Raw genomic sequence first — 15,297 nt, forward strand, 5'->3', positions numbered from 1 at the left:
GCGCCTTGTGCGCCCCGTTTTTTTAAGCAAGCAGCCTTTATCCCTGCTCGCCAATCATATCCTTCACCAGCTCAACGCAGCGCAGGAAACGGGAATCGTAATCAGATTCTTCAACGTGAACGTAGCTGATATTGTTTTCTTCAAGCATTGATAGCAGAAGATCCTGGAAAGACTTTCTGTCCGTATCGCTGCCCAGGCTTCGCAGGCCGTCGGCTACCCACGGCGTATTGTTTTCCAGCAGGATAACCAAGTCGAAACGGTATTCATCAATCAGCGCCTGCACGAACGGATGTTCCCGCCCTTCATACTTTTTGCAGAACGCCTGGGTCGTGACAAAATCGGTATCGATAAAGGCCACTTTGTTAGCGTACTTCACCGCAAAATCCACGTACTGGGCGTGTCCGATAGCGATTTTGTCGTAGTCGGAATACTGGAGCGCCATCTCATCGCCGCCCAGATGCGAAAAGACATAATCCCGCCCGTACTCCCAGGCGCTGGTGGTATTGAAGATATTGGCGAGCTTATTCACCATCCATGACTTACCGCTTGATTCGCCACCCAAAATAGCCACGGTTCTGACAAAAAATGGTTTGACCTCTGTCGGAATATATTCCCAGTAGCGAAACGGGTTTTCGCGGATCTGCCCGCCGCTGATATTCATAAAGGTACGCTGCGGATCGATAAGCACCGTTTCAATGCCAAGCTGTTCCGTAAACCTCGGCGCATCGCTCTCTTCCGAAGTGTAGATTCGGTCGGCGTTGATGCCTTTGCTTTCCATAAACGCTTTAATACCGCGGCTCCAGACATCCCAGCCGTGCGGATACGGCTCCATGCCTTCTTCATTGAACGAATGGATGCGGATATTTTTCTGGTACTTGAACGTCTGTAACAGCCAGCGCAGGCGGTCTCCGGTGGTGGGCTGCTGGGACATGGCGCTGTCTTCAAACAGCAGGCGGTCGCGGGTTTCGTCATAGCCCATGATGATATGCAGCTCATCAACCTGGCTTGCAGCGCGCTGAATTAAGTAGATATGGCCGGTATGCAGCGGATAAAACTTCCCGAACACCACGCCCACTTTTTTCTCACGCCTTGGGAATTCCAGGCCAAGAAAACGGTGCAGCGCTTCCAGCTTCTGGGCGCTCGGGCTTTTGATTTTGGCATTCAGCAACTGGCTAAGATAGCCCTTGGTCATGCCGCAGGCTTCTGCGACCTGCTGTAGCGTAACGCTCTGCTGCCGAATAGCGGTCTTCAGATATTCGAAAGACGACATGCTGCCTGCCTCCTGCAAAATGGGCGAATAATCAATTATAAGTCGTCAAATACCGAGAGCGCATCCGCGAGTTTTTTCACGCCGAAGACCTGCATTCCTTCCGGTATTTTTTTCGGCACGTTAGCCTGCGGGACAATCGCACGCTTAAAGCCGTGTTTTGCCGCTTCTGAAATGCGCTCCTGGCCGCTCGGCACCGGACGGATTTCCCCTGCCAGCCCGACTTCGCCGAAGACCACTAAATCCTGCGGCAGCGCTCTGTTTCGCAGGCTGGAAACCATCGCCAGCAGCAATGCCAGATCGGCGCTGGTTTCGGTGACCTTCACGCCGCCTACTACGTTTACGAACACATCCTGATCCGCCATTTGCAGGCCGCCATGACGGTGCAGCACGGCAAGCAGAATAGCGAGACGGTTTTGCTCCAGGCCAACGGCAACGCGGCGTGGGTTGGACATCATTGACTGGTCCACCAGCGCCTGGATCTCTACCAGCAGCGGGCGCGTGCCTTCCCAGACGACCATGACCGAGCTTCCCGGCGTGATTTCATCGCCACGGCTTAAGAAGATGGCCGAAGGGTTGCTGACTTCGCGCAGACCCTGTTCCGTCATCGCAAACACGCCCAGCTCGTTGACCGCGCCAAAGCGGTTTTTGTGGCTGCGCAGCGTGCGGAAACGGGAATCGGCATCGCCATCTAACATCACCGAACAGTCGATACAGTGCTCAAGCACTTTTGGCCCGGCGAGCGAACCGTCTTTGGTTACGTGGCCGACCATAATAATCGCCACGCCGCGGGTCTTGGCAAAGCGCGTAAGGTAAGCGGCGGATTCGCGCACCTGCGCTACGCTACCCGGAGAAGACTGTACGTCCGCCATATGCATCACCTGGATGGAGTCGATAACCATCAGCTTCGGCGCTTCCTCTTCGGCAATCATGCAGATTTGCTCGATGCCGGTTTCCGAAAGCATATTCAGGTTAGCCGTTGGCAGACCCAGACGATGGGCGCGCATAGCGACCTGCTGCAAAGACTCTTCGCCGGTGACGTACAGCGTTTTCATCTGCGCGCTGAGTTTGCACAACGTTTGCAATAAGAGCGTCGATTTACCGGCGCCCGGGTTACCGCCAATCAGAATGGCGCTGCCCGGCACCACGCCGCCGCCCAGCACGCGGTCAAACTCTTTGAAGCCGGTTGAGAAACGTGGAAGCTCTTCCAGGCTGATATCAGAAAGTTTTTGTACCCGGCTTGCGCCCGCGCTGCCCGCATAGCCGGACAAACGCTCGTTGCGCGCAACGGTTGGCGAGGCGGCGATGCGCACTTCGGTGATGGTATTCCACGCATGACAGGCGCTGCACTGCCCCTGCCAGCGCGGATAATCCGCACCACATTCATTACAGACAAATGCGCGTTTTGGTGCTTTCGCCACCTTTTTACCTCCAGACTGATGACAAACCTCATGCTATTGCGGAAGGTCAGCGTGTCGAAAAAAATAAATAAACCAAATCAACGGGTTGATATCCGCCAGCTCAAGCACAAAGCGGGTAAAACCATGTTTTTCCTGCTTTGCAGCAGGCGACTACCGCTTAACGCTCTTCCTGAATCAGGCTGCCGGATAAAATACAGAAGACGCCCATCAAATCGGCATGGCGGATAGTCACTTCTGTCTTTTCATTAACCTTCGGCTTGGCATGGTAAGCAATACCCAGCCCGGCGGCCTGAATCATCGGTAAATCGTTAGCCCCATCGCCAATGGCAACGGTCTGCTCGACGGGAATGTCATATTTGATTGCCAGGCGCTTTAGCGTCTCGGCTTTAAACTGCGCATCGACAATCTGACCAACCACTTCGCCGGTCAGCCTACCGTCGCAGATTTCAAGTTCATTTGCCACTACGGCGGTGAGATGCAGTTTATCGCGCAGATATTCTGCAAAGAAGGTGAATCCGCCGGAGGCGATGGCAACTTTCCAGCCGAGAGACTCAAGCTTTAGCACCAGCGACATCAGGCCCGGCATCAACGGCAGCTCATCACGCACCTGGCATAAAATCGACGCGTCCGCCCCTTTCAGGGTGCCTACGCGCAGCTTCAGGCTGGCGGTAAAATCCAGCTCGCCGCGCATCGCTCGTTCGGTCACTTCAGACACCAGCTCACCCGTACCGGCGAGTTTAGCTATCTCATCGATACATTCGATTTGAATCGCGGTGGAGTCCATATCCATCACCAGCAGGCCCGGCGTGCGCAGGTGCGGAATTTTACCCAGCGGGGCGACGTCCAGCCCGGCATCATGAGCAAGCTTCGTCGCAACGGGCGTTAATGAACCCGCGAGGCGAATAACCTGATAATCTTCCACGCACCAGGCGGCCACGATAACCATCGCTGCGCCCAGTTTACGTTGATAGCGATTAAGACAGGCTTTATCGAGATTCCGGCCATACAGGAGCCAGCCGCTGCGGCCCGCCCGGTAATCCAGCGGCATGACTTCGTCACCGCTTAACGATAGCGGCAATCCAGGCCAGAGGGCAACGTCGTTGGGCAAGTCGCACCAGGTCAAACTATTTGGCATTACAGCTCCTGAAAAAAATTTAAGATACCCTTTAGCATTCGAATTCCAGCCAGGCGGCAAGGGAGTTTACCTGAGCAAGTGACTGGAATAAGTGAGTGCAGCCAACGCCTCTGCAATGTGAAGGATAAAGGGTATCCGGGACAAAAGAACGCATGAGGCTACCTTGTCCGGGCCGCTTCTGGCAACATTAAAGTAAGCAATTTTCCTGAGGCGCATTATGGCTCAAGCAAAAATGAAATTCAGGCTTCATCGTGCAGTGATTGTCCTTATCTGTCTTGCACTTTTGGTGGCGCTGATGCAGGGCGCATCATGGTTCAGCCAGGGACATCAACAGGCCCGTAACGTCCAGCTTGAAGAGCTGGCCCGCACGCTGGCACGGCAGGTCAGTTCCAGCCTGATTCCCTTGATGAAATCAGAAAACCCGGATGAAAAACGCATCAACGCAATACTGACTTTGCTCACCCGTGACAGCCGAATCCTGGATGCAGGCGTCTATAATGACGAAGGCGATCGGGTTTCCCGGGCTGGTGAAGGCATTGATGTGCGCGACCGCCTGGCATTAGATGGCAAAAAAGCAGGCAGCTATTTTAACCAGCAGATTGTCGAACCCATTATCGACAAAGACAGCCCCATCGGCTACCTGCGCATCACGCTTGATACCCATAGCCTGCCCACGGAAGCCAAACAGGTGGATAACACTACCAACCTTCTGCGCCTGATGATGCTGCTGGCGCTGGCGATTGGCATCGTTCTGACCCGCACGCTGTTGCAGGGCAAACGCACCCGCTGGCAGCAGTCACCCTTTCTTCTTACCGCCAATACCGAGGTGAAAGAAGATGAAGAAAAGGACGCCTGATATGACCGATTTACGCCTGCTTATTTCTGACTCGCACGATCCCTGGTTCAACCTGGCGGTGGAAGAGTGTATTTTCCGCCAGATGCCTGCCACACAGCGCGTGCTCTTTTTATGGCGCAATGCCGATACCGTGGTCATCGGCCGGGCGCAAAACCCGTGGAAAGAATGCAATACCCGGCGCATGGAAGAAGACAACGTGCGGCTGGCAAGGCGCAGCAGCGGCGGCGGCGCGGTGTTTCACGATCTGGGCAATACCTGCTTCACCTTTATGGCGGGAAAACCGGAATACGATAAAAGCGTGTCGACGGCTATTGTCGTCAACGCTCTGAATTCGCTGGGCATCAATGCCAGGGCGTCCGGACGAAACGATCTGGAAGTGTTAACCGCACAAGGCGCGCGCAAAGTTTCAGGCTCGGCCTATAAAGAGACAATGGATCGCGGCTTCCATCACGGCACGCTGCTGCTGAATGCAGACTTAAGCCGCCTGGCGAACTATCTTAATCCGGACCTTAAAAAACTCCAGGCAAAAGGCATCACCTCCGTCCGTGGCCGAGTTACCAACCTGAGCGACCTGCTGCCGGGCCTGACTTATGAAGATATTTTTGCGGCGGTACGCGAAGCCTTCTTTGACTACTACGGCGAGCGCGTTGCAGCCGAGCATATCTCGCCGGATGCCCTGCCAGATTTACCTGCCTTCGCCGAAACCTTTGCCCGCCAGAGCAGCTGGGAGTGGAATTTCGGCCAGGCGCCCGCCTTCAGTCATCTGCTGGAGCAACGCTTCACCTGGGGCGGTATCGAGCTGCATTTCGACGTTGAGAAAGGACATATTACCCGCGCGCAGCTTTTTACCGACAGTCTGAATCCCGCACCGCTCGAAGCGCTCGCCGCCCGCCTTCAGGGCTGCCTGTATCGTAGCGATATGCTGCAACAGCAGTGTGAAACGCTAATTGCTGACTTTCCGGAACAGGAAATGGAGCTGCGGGAAGTTAGCGCGTGGATTGTGCAAACCGTGCGTTAAGCAAGACGCTGGATATCTGCCTCAACGGCATCAAGCTGGCGTGCCATTTTCCCGCTCAGCTCACGAAACTCTTCGCTAATGCCTTGATTCTGGCCTGCTGCAAGCCAGAATTGACGGGCCAACGGCAACATTTCCTGCCAGATATCGCGCGGCACGGTGGGATCTATTTGCGGTGTGACGGCTTCTCTGCGCATGCTCCCGGCGCTGTTGGGAGCAAAAGCCATCGGCAACATGTCATAGACAGGGGCTAAACGAAGCGGCATATCGGAGAGAAAGAAAGAGAGATTTCCCGCATGCATATCGCTATTGGCAATCAGTCGGCCAAACGCCCAGACCTTTTGGACCAAACGCAGCGTTGAGGTTTCGATGACTTTTCGCGCCAGTAATTCAGCCATTGCCGCTGGCCAGTGCAGCGGCCCGCTTGCAAATTCACCCTGCACAGCTTCAAGAGAAACGATCCCCTGACGACCGCGCATGCCGGTACAGTCAAAGCGGATAACTTCCAGAAAGGCTTGTCCCTGTTGGTTCACCTGCACAAAAGCCCGGGAGGCTGTAACAGCAGCCTGATTTAATATGTTCAGCGCCAGCGCCTCGGCATGAAGCAAATCAGCCCAGCGCTGACTGTTTTCATTGTTTACCGGCGGGGTAAATTTAACGATGACGTGAACGGGACCCGCTTCAGTTTGCGCATAGCAGGTGAATTTTGGCTGCTCGCCACCCGCAGACGATCCCGCTATATCCCCGGCTAAAGCGCCGTTTGCCATTTCACCATAGGCAAAACGCTTGTCTGGCTCAGAAATTGCCTGCGGCGCCGGTGCTTCAAACCAGCGACGATAGCTTTCCTCGCCCACCAACCAGCCGCCCAGATTTTCCGGCACCTGCTGGGAAAGCGCCAGCAAAACGTCCCCTTCCTGCCATAGGCGGATATCTTCCGGCAGGCCTGACTGCTGCGCTAGCCGACGTCCCCATGTTCGCCCCAAAAAACCCTGCGGACGCAGATCGGTTAAATACCATGGCAACCCATCAAACCACTGCGCAGTACCGTTGTTCAGCATCACAAGACAGCTGCCCTGCGGCCAGATTGGATAGAGTTCGCCAAAACGCCACGCTTTTCCCTCATTGTCTATTTGCCACAAAGGAAACTGACGAATCTGGCGTACGGGTCTTATTAACGCATAGCGCGTCGCTCTGGCCTGCCCTGCTTTGATGACGTTGTGTTCAGCATTCACAAGACGTGAGAACGTCGCCTGGCTGACGCCCAAACGCTGACGCAGCGGGTTTGCAGGCCGTGGCCCGTGCAGCAGTAAATCCGTTAATGCGCTCATGTGAATAAATTCGTGAATAGATACTTGAATAGATTTATAGCGCTAAGCGGCTGAAGGGTAAAGCCGTGGGGAATAAAAACGGAAGGATGATGAATAGATAGCGAAAAGAAAAAAGGGCGCTTTATAGCGCCCTTCCGGATTACTCTTTGTCACCCAATAATACGGATTCAAGAGCGATCTTGATCATATCGGTGAAGGTGGTCTGGCGTTCCGCCGCGGTGGTTTGCTCATGGGTACGGATATGGTCGGATACGGTGCAGATGGTCAGGGCTTTCGCGCCGTATTCTGCTGCTACGCCGTAGATACCAGCCGCTTCCATTTCCACGCCCAGAATGCCGTATTTTTCCATCACGTCGAACATTTGTGGGTCCGGAGTATAGAAAAGATCGGCGGAGAAAATGTTGCCTACGCGAGCTTCAACGCCCAGCGCTTTAGCCGCATCAACCGCGTTACGGACCATATCGAAGTCCGCAATGGCCGCGAAATCGTGATCTTTGAAACGCAGGCGGTTCACTTTGGAATCGGTACATGCGCCCATGCCGATAACTACGTCACGCAGTTTCACGTCAGCACGAACCGCGCCGCAGGAACCCACACGAATGATTTTCTTCACGCCGAAATCGGTGATCAGCTCTTTGGTGTAGATAGAGCAGGATGGGATACCCATGCCGTGACCCATAACGGACACTTTACGGCCTTTATAAGTCCCGGTGTATCCCAACATGCCGCGCACGTTGTTCACTTCACGCACCTCTTCGAAGAACGTTTCAGCGATGTGTTTCGCGCGCAGCGGGTCGCCGGGCATCAGCACGACGTCTGCGAAATCACCCATCTGCGCGTTAATGTGTGGCGTTGCCATCTTTATATTCCTTGATTTGAAAAGGTTCAGTGCGGGCGGAAGCTATCCGCCCGACGAAATCACAGCATGTTTTTACCGTATTCCATGTCGGAAAGACCGAAGTATTTCGCTACGGTCTGGCCGATGTCCGCAAAGCTTTCACGGTGATCAAGGGAGCCGGCTTTCACTTTCTGGCCGTAAACCAGCACCGGGATATGCTCACGAGTGTGGTCGGTACCTTTCCAGGTTGGGTCGCATCCGTGGTCAGCGGTGAGGATTAAAATATCGTCCTCTTTGAGCAGGTTCATCAGTTCCGGCAGACGGCGGTCAAACAGTTCCAGACCGGCGGCATAGCCCGCTACGTCGCGGCGGTGGCCCCATGAAGAGTCGAAATCAACGAAGTTGGTAAACACAATAGTGTCGTCGCCTGCTTCTTTCATCTCTTTGATGGTGGCATCAAATAGCGCATCCAGGCCGGTCGCTTTCACTTTTTTAGTGATACCTACGTGCGCATAGATATCTGCGATTTTACCCACGGAAACCACCTGGCCGTTTTTCTCTTCGACCAGTTTTTTCAGCACGGTTGGCGCTGGCGGCTCAACGGCCAGGTCGTGACGGTTACCGGTACGCTGGAAGTTACCCGGTTTGTCGCCGATAAACGGACGAGCGATAACGCGACCGATGTTGTAGCCGCCTTCGGTCAACTCAACACGCGCGATCTCGCACAGTTCGTAGAGTTTATCCAGGCCGTAAGTTTCCTCATGGCAGGCAATCTGGAACACGGAGTCCGCGGAGGTGTAGAAAATCGGCTTACCGGTTTTCATATGCTCTTCGCCCAGCTCGTCCAGAATCACGGTCCCGGAAGAGTGGCAGTTGCCCAGGTAGCCTGGCAGATTCGCGCGCTCGACCAGTTTATCCAGCAGTTCCTGCGGGAAACTGTTTTGCGTATCAGAGAAGTAGCCCCAGTCGAACAGCACAGGCACGCCTGCGATTTCCCAGTGACCGGACGGGGTGTCTTTACCGGATGAAAGCTCGTGAGCCCAGCCGTAAGCGCCAATCACTTCGGCGTCGCCGTCCATACCCGCCGCAACTTTACCAGTCGAGCCTTCATGGGCTTTCACCAGCCCCAGGCGAGTCAGATTTGGCAGGGTCAGCGGGCCTTTACGGCCGTTATCCGCTTCACCCTTTGCGCAGGCCTCGGCAATGTGGCCTAACGTATCAGCACCGACGTCGCCGAAGCGGTCAGCGTCTTCTGTAGCACCGATGCCGAAGGAGTCCAGCACCATAATAAATGCACGTTTCATATGTTCTCCATATCTTGTGCGCTATAAAAAAGCGATCGGATCAGTATACCGTTATTCGGTGATTCGGCGATAGACCGTCGGCGTTTCCTGCGGCGCTTTATCGTCAAGCGTAATTGCCGCTTTCACCGCCTTCGCCGCTTCCTGCCAGCTTGATTCATCTTTAGCGTGAATAACGGCCAGCGGGCGCGAGGCGTCAACGGCGTCGCCCAGGCGAGCCATATCGGTGAAGCCCACGCTGTAGTCGATTGTGTCGGAAGCCTGACGGCGGCCGCCGCCCATCGAAACTACGGCCATGCCCAGCGCCCGGGTATCCATTTCGCTCACAAAACCGGTGCGGTCAGCGTAAACCGCTTTGCTCAGAACGGCGGTTGGCAGGTATTTCGCATAGTTTTCAACGAAGTCAGCCGGGCCTTTTTGCGCCGCAACCATGCGGCCAAACACTTCCGCCGCTTTGCCGTTGTCCAGCACGGCCTGAAGCTTAGCGCGCGCTTCCGCTTCGTCTTTGGCAAGTTTGCCGGAAAGCAGCATTTCCACGCAAAGCGCCATGGTCACTTCCAGCAGGCGCGGATTACGGTATTCGCCGGTGAGGAATTGCACCGCTTCGCGCACTTCAACCGCGTTACCCGCGCTGGAAGCCAGCACCTGGTTCATGTCGGTCAGCAGCGCGGTGGTTTTGACGCCAGCGCCGTTGGCAACCCCAACAATCGCTTCCGCCAGCTCGGCAGACAGCTCGTAAGTTGGCATAAATGCGCCGCTGCCCACTTTTACGTCCATTACCAGCGCGTCCAGCCCTTCGGCCAGTTTCTTCGCCAGAATAGAACCGGTGATAAGCGGAATAGAATCTACGGTTGCGGTAATGTCACGCGTGGCGTAGAAGCGTTTATCCGCAGGGGCCAGCGAGTTGGTCTGGCCGATAATCGCCACGCCGACATTTTTAATGATGTCGCGGAAACGGTTATCGTCCGGGAAAATATCAAAGCCCGGGATCGCTTCGAGTTTATCGAGCGTGCCGCCGGTGTGGCCAAGCCCACGACCAGAGATCATCGGGATATAACCGCCGCACGCCGCCACCATCGGGCCGAGCATCAGTGAAGTCACATCACCTACGCCGCCGGTGGAATGCTTATCCACAATAGGGCCGTTGAGATTAAGGCGTTTCCAGTCCAGAACGCTACCTGAATCTCGCATCGCCATCGTCAGCGACACGCGTTCCGGCATGGTCATATCATGGAAGAAGATGGTCATCGCCAGCGCGGCAATCTGTCCTTCGGAAACGGTATTGTCGCGAATGCCGTTAATAAAGAAACGAATCTCTTTGTCGCTTAACGGCAGGCCATCACGTTTTTTACGAATAATTTCTTGAGCGAGAAACAAGGTAACCCCCTGAGTTAATCAGGTAAATGCGGCGGTGAACCCGCCGCCGGAGAGATTAGTAGCTGCTGGCGCTTTTGCCGTCGCCGTGGCCCAGCGCTTTTAACAGGCTGGCAAGCAGGCTGGATGCGCCAAAACGGTAGTGACGGGAGTCAGCCCAGTCAGCGCCAAAGAGGTCATCAGCGATGGACAGGAACAGCGCTGCATCTTCTGCGCTACGCACGCCGCCCGCAGGTTTGAAGCCAACGGTTTTTTCCACGCCCATATCACGAATAACTTCCATCATGATGCGCGCGCTTTCTGGCGTCGCATTCACCGGCACTTTACCGGTAGACGTTTTGATGAAATCGGCACCCGCTTTGATAGATATTTCAGAGGCTTTACGAATAAGCCGCTCCTCTTTCAGCTCACCGGTTTCGATGATGACTTTCAGCCACACGTTCGCCGCGGCACAGGCTTCTTTACAGGCTTTAACCAGGTCAAAACCAACCTGCTCATTGCCGGCAATCAGCGCGCGATATGGGAACACAACGTCCACTTCGTCTGCGCCATAAGCGATAGCAGCACGGGTTTCGGCCAGGGCGATGTCGATATCGTCGTTGCCGTGCGGGAAGTTGGTGACGGTGGCGATACGGATATCCGGCGTGCCCTGCTCTTTAAGAGTTTTACGCGCAAGCGGAATAAAACGCGGGTAGATGCAAATCGCTGCGGTGTTGCCTACTGCGGTTTTCGCCTGATGGCACAGCGCGATGACTTTTTCATTAGTGTCATCATCGTTCAGGGTGGTCAGGTCCATCAGTTTCAGCGCGCGCAGGCTGCTTGCAGTTAAATCGGTCATAACGTTCTCCAACAGAAGATACAGAAGTCTCGGGCTTGCGAAACTCAACACGTTGGAGCGGACTTGGTTCCATGAAGAGGAGAGGCAACCCGGGTCGCCATCACGTTGAGATCCTTCTCACCGCACATTGCCGGTAGCAATGTTATAATTCTAACACTCACTACCACGGCAATTTGTGTATTGCTTCACAAAAGCCAAAGGCGGAATTACATACTTTCCATAGTATAAGTGATTTAACAGACAAAATAACCTGATAAAATGCCTGGTCAGCGCGGGAAATGGCTGGCAAAGCGCCAGCCACCGCTTTCCGCGTAATGTTATAATTCTAACATTACCGCTGAATTGCTACAGCGCGAGGAAGACGCCTGCGATAGTTGCGCTCATCAGGTTCGAGAGCGTCCCTGCCGCCACCGCCTTCAGGCCAAGCTGGGCAATATCGTGACGACGGTTTGGCGCCATGCTGCCGAGGCCGCCTATCAGAATCGCTATAGAAGAAAGGTTAGCAAACCCACACAGTGCGAAGGAAATAATTGCTTTCGTGTGGTCAGAAAGCACCTGCAATCCAGCAGCCGCAACGGTCGCATCATCTTTAAGGTATTCGCCGAAGTTCAGGTAAGCCACGAATTCGTTGATGATAAGCTTCTGCCCGATAAACGAACCGGCCACATTCGCTTCGCTCCACGGCACGCCGACAATCCACGCCAGCGGCGAGAATACCCAGCCCAGGATCAGCTCCATTGAAAGCTGCGGATAGTTAAACCAGCCGCCAACACCGGAGAGCATGCCGTTGAGCAATGCGATCAGGGCCACAAACGCCAGTAGCATTGCACCCACGTTCAGCGCAAGCTGCATACCAGACGCGGCGCCGGAGGCGGCGGCATCCAGCACGTTTGCCGGGCGATCCGGATCGTTTTTCATCGATTCCAGGTCAGGCGCATCATTCGGCACTTCGGTTTCCGGCAGGATCAGTTTGGCGAACAGCAGGCCGCCAGGCGCTGCCATAAACGACGCGGCAATCAGATATTCCAGCGGCACGCCCATTTGCGCATACCCTGCCAGCACGGAACCGGCAACGGACGCCAGACCGCCGCACATTACCGCGAACAGCTCGGAACGGGTCATGGTTGCGATGTAAGGACGAACCACCAGCGGCGCTTCGGTTTGTCCAACGAAAATATTCGCCGTGGCTGAAAGGGATTCAGTACGGGAAGTCTTCAGCATCTTACGCAGGCCGCCACCCAGAATACGGATAACAAGCTGCATAATGCCGAGGTAATAAAGCACGGCAATTAGCGAGGAGAAGAAGACGATAATCGGCAATACGCGCAGCGCGAATACAAAGCCGCCGCCGCCGAACACTTCGAACATTTTATCTGAAACCAGCCCGCCGAACAGGAACGAGATCCCCGCATTGCCGTAGGCAATCACGTTTGCGACTCCTTCTGACATAGCGAGCAATACTTTGCGTCCGACCGGGACATAAAGAATTAACGCGCCAATGCCGACCTGAATCAGCCACGCGCCCAGCACGGTACGTAAATTAATAGCTTTGCGGTTACTGGAGAGTAAAACGGCGATCAGCAGCAGTACTATCATGCCGACCAGTCCCATGAGGATTTGCATACATTTTCCCTGTGTATTTATATAGAAACAGAAAAGCGCAACGGCTTTCGCCCAACGCGCGGATTATAGCCGTAGGTGTCGGACAAACTGCTATCGCTATCACTTAGTTCTACAAATTCAGAGAAACGTTTATCTTATAAAGCGATGCACATCACATTATTTTATTATGTCATTACCAGCGGAATAATTTGTTTGCGTTGTAAATCAACGCGCTGGCAATCTCTTGCGCGGGTTCCGGGCGAAGCTCACACAGCGTTCTGAAGACATCTGCAACGCGTTCCGGGCGGTTTGGCCGCCCCTGCGAGCCGTTAAGCGGCATATCCGGCGCATCCGTTTCCAGCAGCAATGAAGAAAGAGGAAGGCGCGCTATGACATCGCGGGTTTTGCTGGCCCGGGGATAAGTGATGGTGCCCCCAACGCCAAGGAAATATCCCAGCTCGACAAACCGCTCGGCCTGTTGCAGGCTGCCGGCAAACGCGTGTACTACGCCGGTGCGCGGTAAATCGTGGCGTTTAAGATGCATGGCCAGTTTGTCATGGGTGCGGCGTGAATGAAGGATCACCGGCAGCGCGTAGCGCTTCGCCAGTTTAAGCTGCGCATCAAGAAGCGCTTCTTGTCGCGCAAACATTGGATCGTTCATATAGAGATCGAGGCCGATCTCGCCGATCGCCACCAGTTTATCCGCACGCTGCTTGAGATGATGTTCCAGCAAGGCCAGGGAAGCGTCCTGATGCTTATAAATAACAATCGGATGCAGGCCAATCGCGGCATACAGGACAGAATGCTGTTCCGCCAGCGCCAGCACGGTAGCAAAGCGCTCCGCTTCGATCGCCGGGACGATAATTTTCTCCACGCCCGCCTGCTGCGCTAATGCGAGGCTATCGGTTTCATTGCCGGTAAAGGGCGCAAAATCAAAGTGGCAGTGCGTATCGTAAAATTTAGCCATCACGCCGTGTCCTCATTATTAAAAGAGGCATCGTTGGCTTCCGGCGCTTCCACCACGGTTTTGATCAAAGGTTCATTAGCCACGACCGCAGGCGGCACAACCAGCGGCCCGGGCGTAATAATACCTGGACGGTGGCGTTTGATTGGCGGCTTCGCCACCAGCTGTCTGCCAATCGTGGCGAGGAAGTAGCGCCCGCACAGGCGTCCCGTTTTGTAGTCGGCATTCAGCGACGGCAGACGGCTGCCCAGCGCAATGCTCATCAGCGGCTTAGGGGGATAAATTTCAAAGATGCGCAGCTTACCCGGCGGTTTTTCAATAAAGCCCTGAATATCGCGGTAACTTGCCTCATGATGCTGCACAAGGTTGAGTAACGGTTGCAGACTGCTGTCGCCCAGCCAGCGTTCCATGCGCTTAAACCACTCCGGCGTGTAATACATTTGCGAAGGAACGGTGCGGATCACCACCAGCGTATCGGCGCCGAGGCGCGCGGCTTCGCGAACCGGAATAGCGTCGCTTATGCCACCATCCTGATAGCTAATCCCTTCGATATCCACGCCGGTACGATAAAATCCTGGAATAGCGCTTGAAGCCTTGATGATGTTCAGCCACGTATCGCTGGTCGGCGAGAAGTAGCCCGGCGAATAGTCATCGCTGCGGCACGCGCACATATAAAACCGTTTACCCGTCTCGAAAAGCTGGTCTGCATGGGACATAGAGAGCGGAAGTTTTGCGGCCGTTGATTCAACAAGCCAGTCGAGGTCAATCAGGTTTCCGCCGCGCACAAAGCGCAGCGGATCGAAGAAGTCGCGGGTTGTCGTAAAGCGAGTAATCACGCGTCGCGCGTAGCCCGGTTGATTACAAACGTAAGCTGAAAGGTTTTGCGCGCCGGCCGAAGTGCCCAGGAACAGATCGAAAGGGTTAAATTCGGCGCGCATGAATTCGTCCAGCACCCCGGCGGTGAAAATCCCGCGCTGTCCGCCACCTTCGCAAATAATAGCGAGTTTACCGGGATGAAACGGTTTAACGGCAAGCGGCGCAATGTTGCCAAGCGTTACGGGTATACGTTGTCCCACACTGCTTTCCTGAAGCTAAGTTATTTTTGTCGGCTATCCACCCAAAGCGGGGGATTACAAACGCGAGAGCCAGTCATAAATGACTGGCTCTGGGGTCGGTCTCTTACTGTTATAGCACGCTATGGACGTCTACGGCCCATAAACAGGCTGACCAGGAACAGAATAATACCTACCACGAAGACGATTTTTGCAGCACCCGCTGCGGTACCAGCCAGGCCACCAAAGCCTAAAGCTGCTGCAATCAACGCGATAACCAGAAAAATAATGCCCCAACGAAACATA

The 15,297-nt window shown here is 54.7% G+C and carries 14 protein-coding genes; 2 read left to right on the forward strand and 12 right to left on the reverse strand.

The window, feature by feature from the left end; all coding sequences use genetic code 11:
• Positions 1 to 37: 37 nt before the first annotated feature.
• From nadR to serB, 3 genes are all read right to left on the reverse strand, one after another.
• Positions 38 to 1,270 carry a multifunctional transcriptional regulator/nicotinamide-nucleotide adenylyltransferase/ribosylnicotinamide kinase NadR gene (gene nadR / locus E2L00_RS11405; RefSeq protein ID WP_167611352.1) on the reverse strand — a complete coding sequence of 411 codons (1,233 nt, stop codon included), beginning with the start codon at positions 1,268 to 1,270 and terminating at the stop codon, positions 38 to 40.
• Positions 1,271 to 1,305: 35 nt separating this feature from the next.
• Positions 1,306 to 2,688: a DNA repair protein RadA gene (radA, locus tag E2L00_RS11410; protein WP_167611355.1), complete on the reverse strand. Its 1,383-nt coding sequence runs from the start codon at positions 2,686 to 2,688 to the stop codon at positions 1,306 to 1,308.
• A gap of 157 nt (positions 2,689 to 2,845) precedes the next feature.
• Positions 2,846 to 3,823, reverse strand: coding sequence for a phosphoserine phosphatase (serB, locus tag E2L00_RS11415; RefSeq protein WP_167611358.1), 978 nt, complete (start codon positions 3,821 to 3,823; stop codon positions 2,846 to 2,848).
• A 217-nt stretch (positions 3,824 to 4,040) separates the two neighbouring features.
• Between serB and E2L00_RS11420 the strand changes: the two genes are divergently transcribed.
• A complete protein-coding gene (locus E2L00_RS11420) occupies positions 4,041 to 4,679 on the forward strand; it encodes a YtjB family periplasmic protein (RefSeq protein WP_167611361.1) in 639 nt (212 codons plus the stop codon).
• A 1-nt stretch (position 4,680) separates the two neighbouring features.
• Entirely contained in the window at positions 4,681 to 5,697 is a 1,017-nt protein-coding gene (gene lplA / locus E2L00_RS11425) for a lipoate--protein ligase (RefSeq protein ID WP_167611364.1), read from the forward strand.
• Here the strand turns inward: lplA and yjjJ are convergent.
• The 9 genes from yjjJ to E2L00_RS11470 all read right to left on the reverse strand — a co-directional run bounded on the left by yjjJ (position 5,694) and on the right by E2L00_RS11470 (position 15,296).
• Positions 5,694 to 7,022 carry a type II toxin-antitoxin system HipA family toxin YjjJ gene (yjjJ, locus tag E2L00_RS11430; protein WP_167611367.1) on the reverse strand — a complete coding sequence of 443 codons (1,329 nt, stop codon included), beginning with the start codon at positions 7,020 to 7,022 and terminating at the stop codon, positions 5,694 to 5,696. The two genes, lplA and yjjJ, sit on opposite strands and share 4 nt — an antisense overlap.
• 139 nt (positions 7,023 to 7,161) lie before the next feature.
• Complete coding sequence (deoD, locus tag E2L00_RS11435; protein ID WP_167611370.1) at positions 7,162 to 7,881, reverse strand: purine-nucleoside phosphorylase; 720 nt, start codon at positions 7,879 to 7,881, stop codon at positions 7,162 to 7,164.
• 59 nt (positions 7,882 to 7,940) lie between these two features.
• Positions 7,941 to 9,164, reverse strand: coding sequence for a phosphopentomutase (gene deoB / locus E2L00_RS11440; protein WP_167611373.1), 1,224 nt, complete (start codon positions 9,162 to 9,164; stop codon positions 7,941 to 7,943).
• 51 nt (positions 9,165 to 9,215) lie between these two features.
• Positions 9,216 to 10,538, reverse strand: a complete 1,323-nt coding sequence (deoA, locus tag E2L00_RS11445) for a thymidine phosphorylase (RefSeq protein WP_167611376.1) — start codon at positions 10,536 to 10,538, stop codon at positions 9,216 to 9,218.
• 55 nt (positions 10,539 to 10,593) lie between these two features.
• Positions 10,594 to 11,373, reverse strand: a complete 780-nt coding sequence (gene deoC, locus E2L00_RS11450; RefSeq protein ID WP_167611378.1) for a deoxyribose-phosphate aldolase — start codon at positions 11,371 to 11,373, stop codon at positions 10,594 to 10,596.
• A 345-nt stretch (positions 11,374 to 11,718) separates the two neighbouring features.
• A complete protein-coding gene (locus E2L00_RS11455; RefSeq protein WP_167611381.1) occupies positions 11,719 to 12,996 on the reverse strand; it encodes a NupC/NupG family nucleoside CNT transporter in 1,278 nt (425 codons plus the stop codon).
• Positions 12,997 to 13,168: 172 nt separating this feature from the next.
• A complete protein-coding gene (locus E2L00_RS11460) occupies positions 13,169 to 13,942 on the reverse strand; it encodes a TatD family hydrolase (RefSeq protein ID WP_201279390.1) in 774 nt (257 codons plus the stop codon).
• Positions 13,942 to 15,015 (reverse strand): patatin-like phospholipase family protein, encoded by a 1,074-nt coding sequence (locus E2L00_RS11465; RefSeq protein WP_167611386.1) that lies wholly within the window; start codon positions 15,013 to 15,015, stop codon positions 13,942 to 13,944. Before E2L00_RS11465 ends, E2L00_RS11460 begins: the two co-directional genes overlap by 1 nt.
• Positions 15,016 to 15,134: 119 nt before the next feature.
• Positions 15,135 to 15,296 carry a DUF1328 domain-containing protein gene (locus E2L00_RS11470; RefSeq protein WP_002437547.1) on the reverse strand — a complete coding sequence of 54 codons (162 nt, stop codon included), beginning with the start codon at positions 15,294 to 15,296 and terminating at the stop codon, positions 15,135 to 15,137.
• Position 15,297: the final 1 nt, after the last annotated feature.

Origin of the sequence: Cedecea colo (assembly GCF_011808225.1) — a bacterium.
Taxonomy (GTDB): Bacteria; Pseudomonadota; Gammaproteobacteria; order Enterobacterales; family Enterobacteriaceae; genus Dryocola; species Dryocola colo.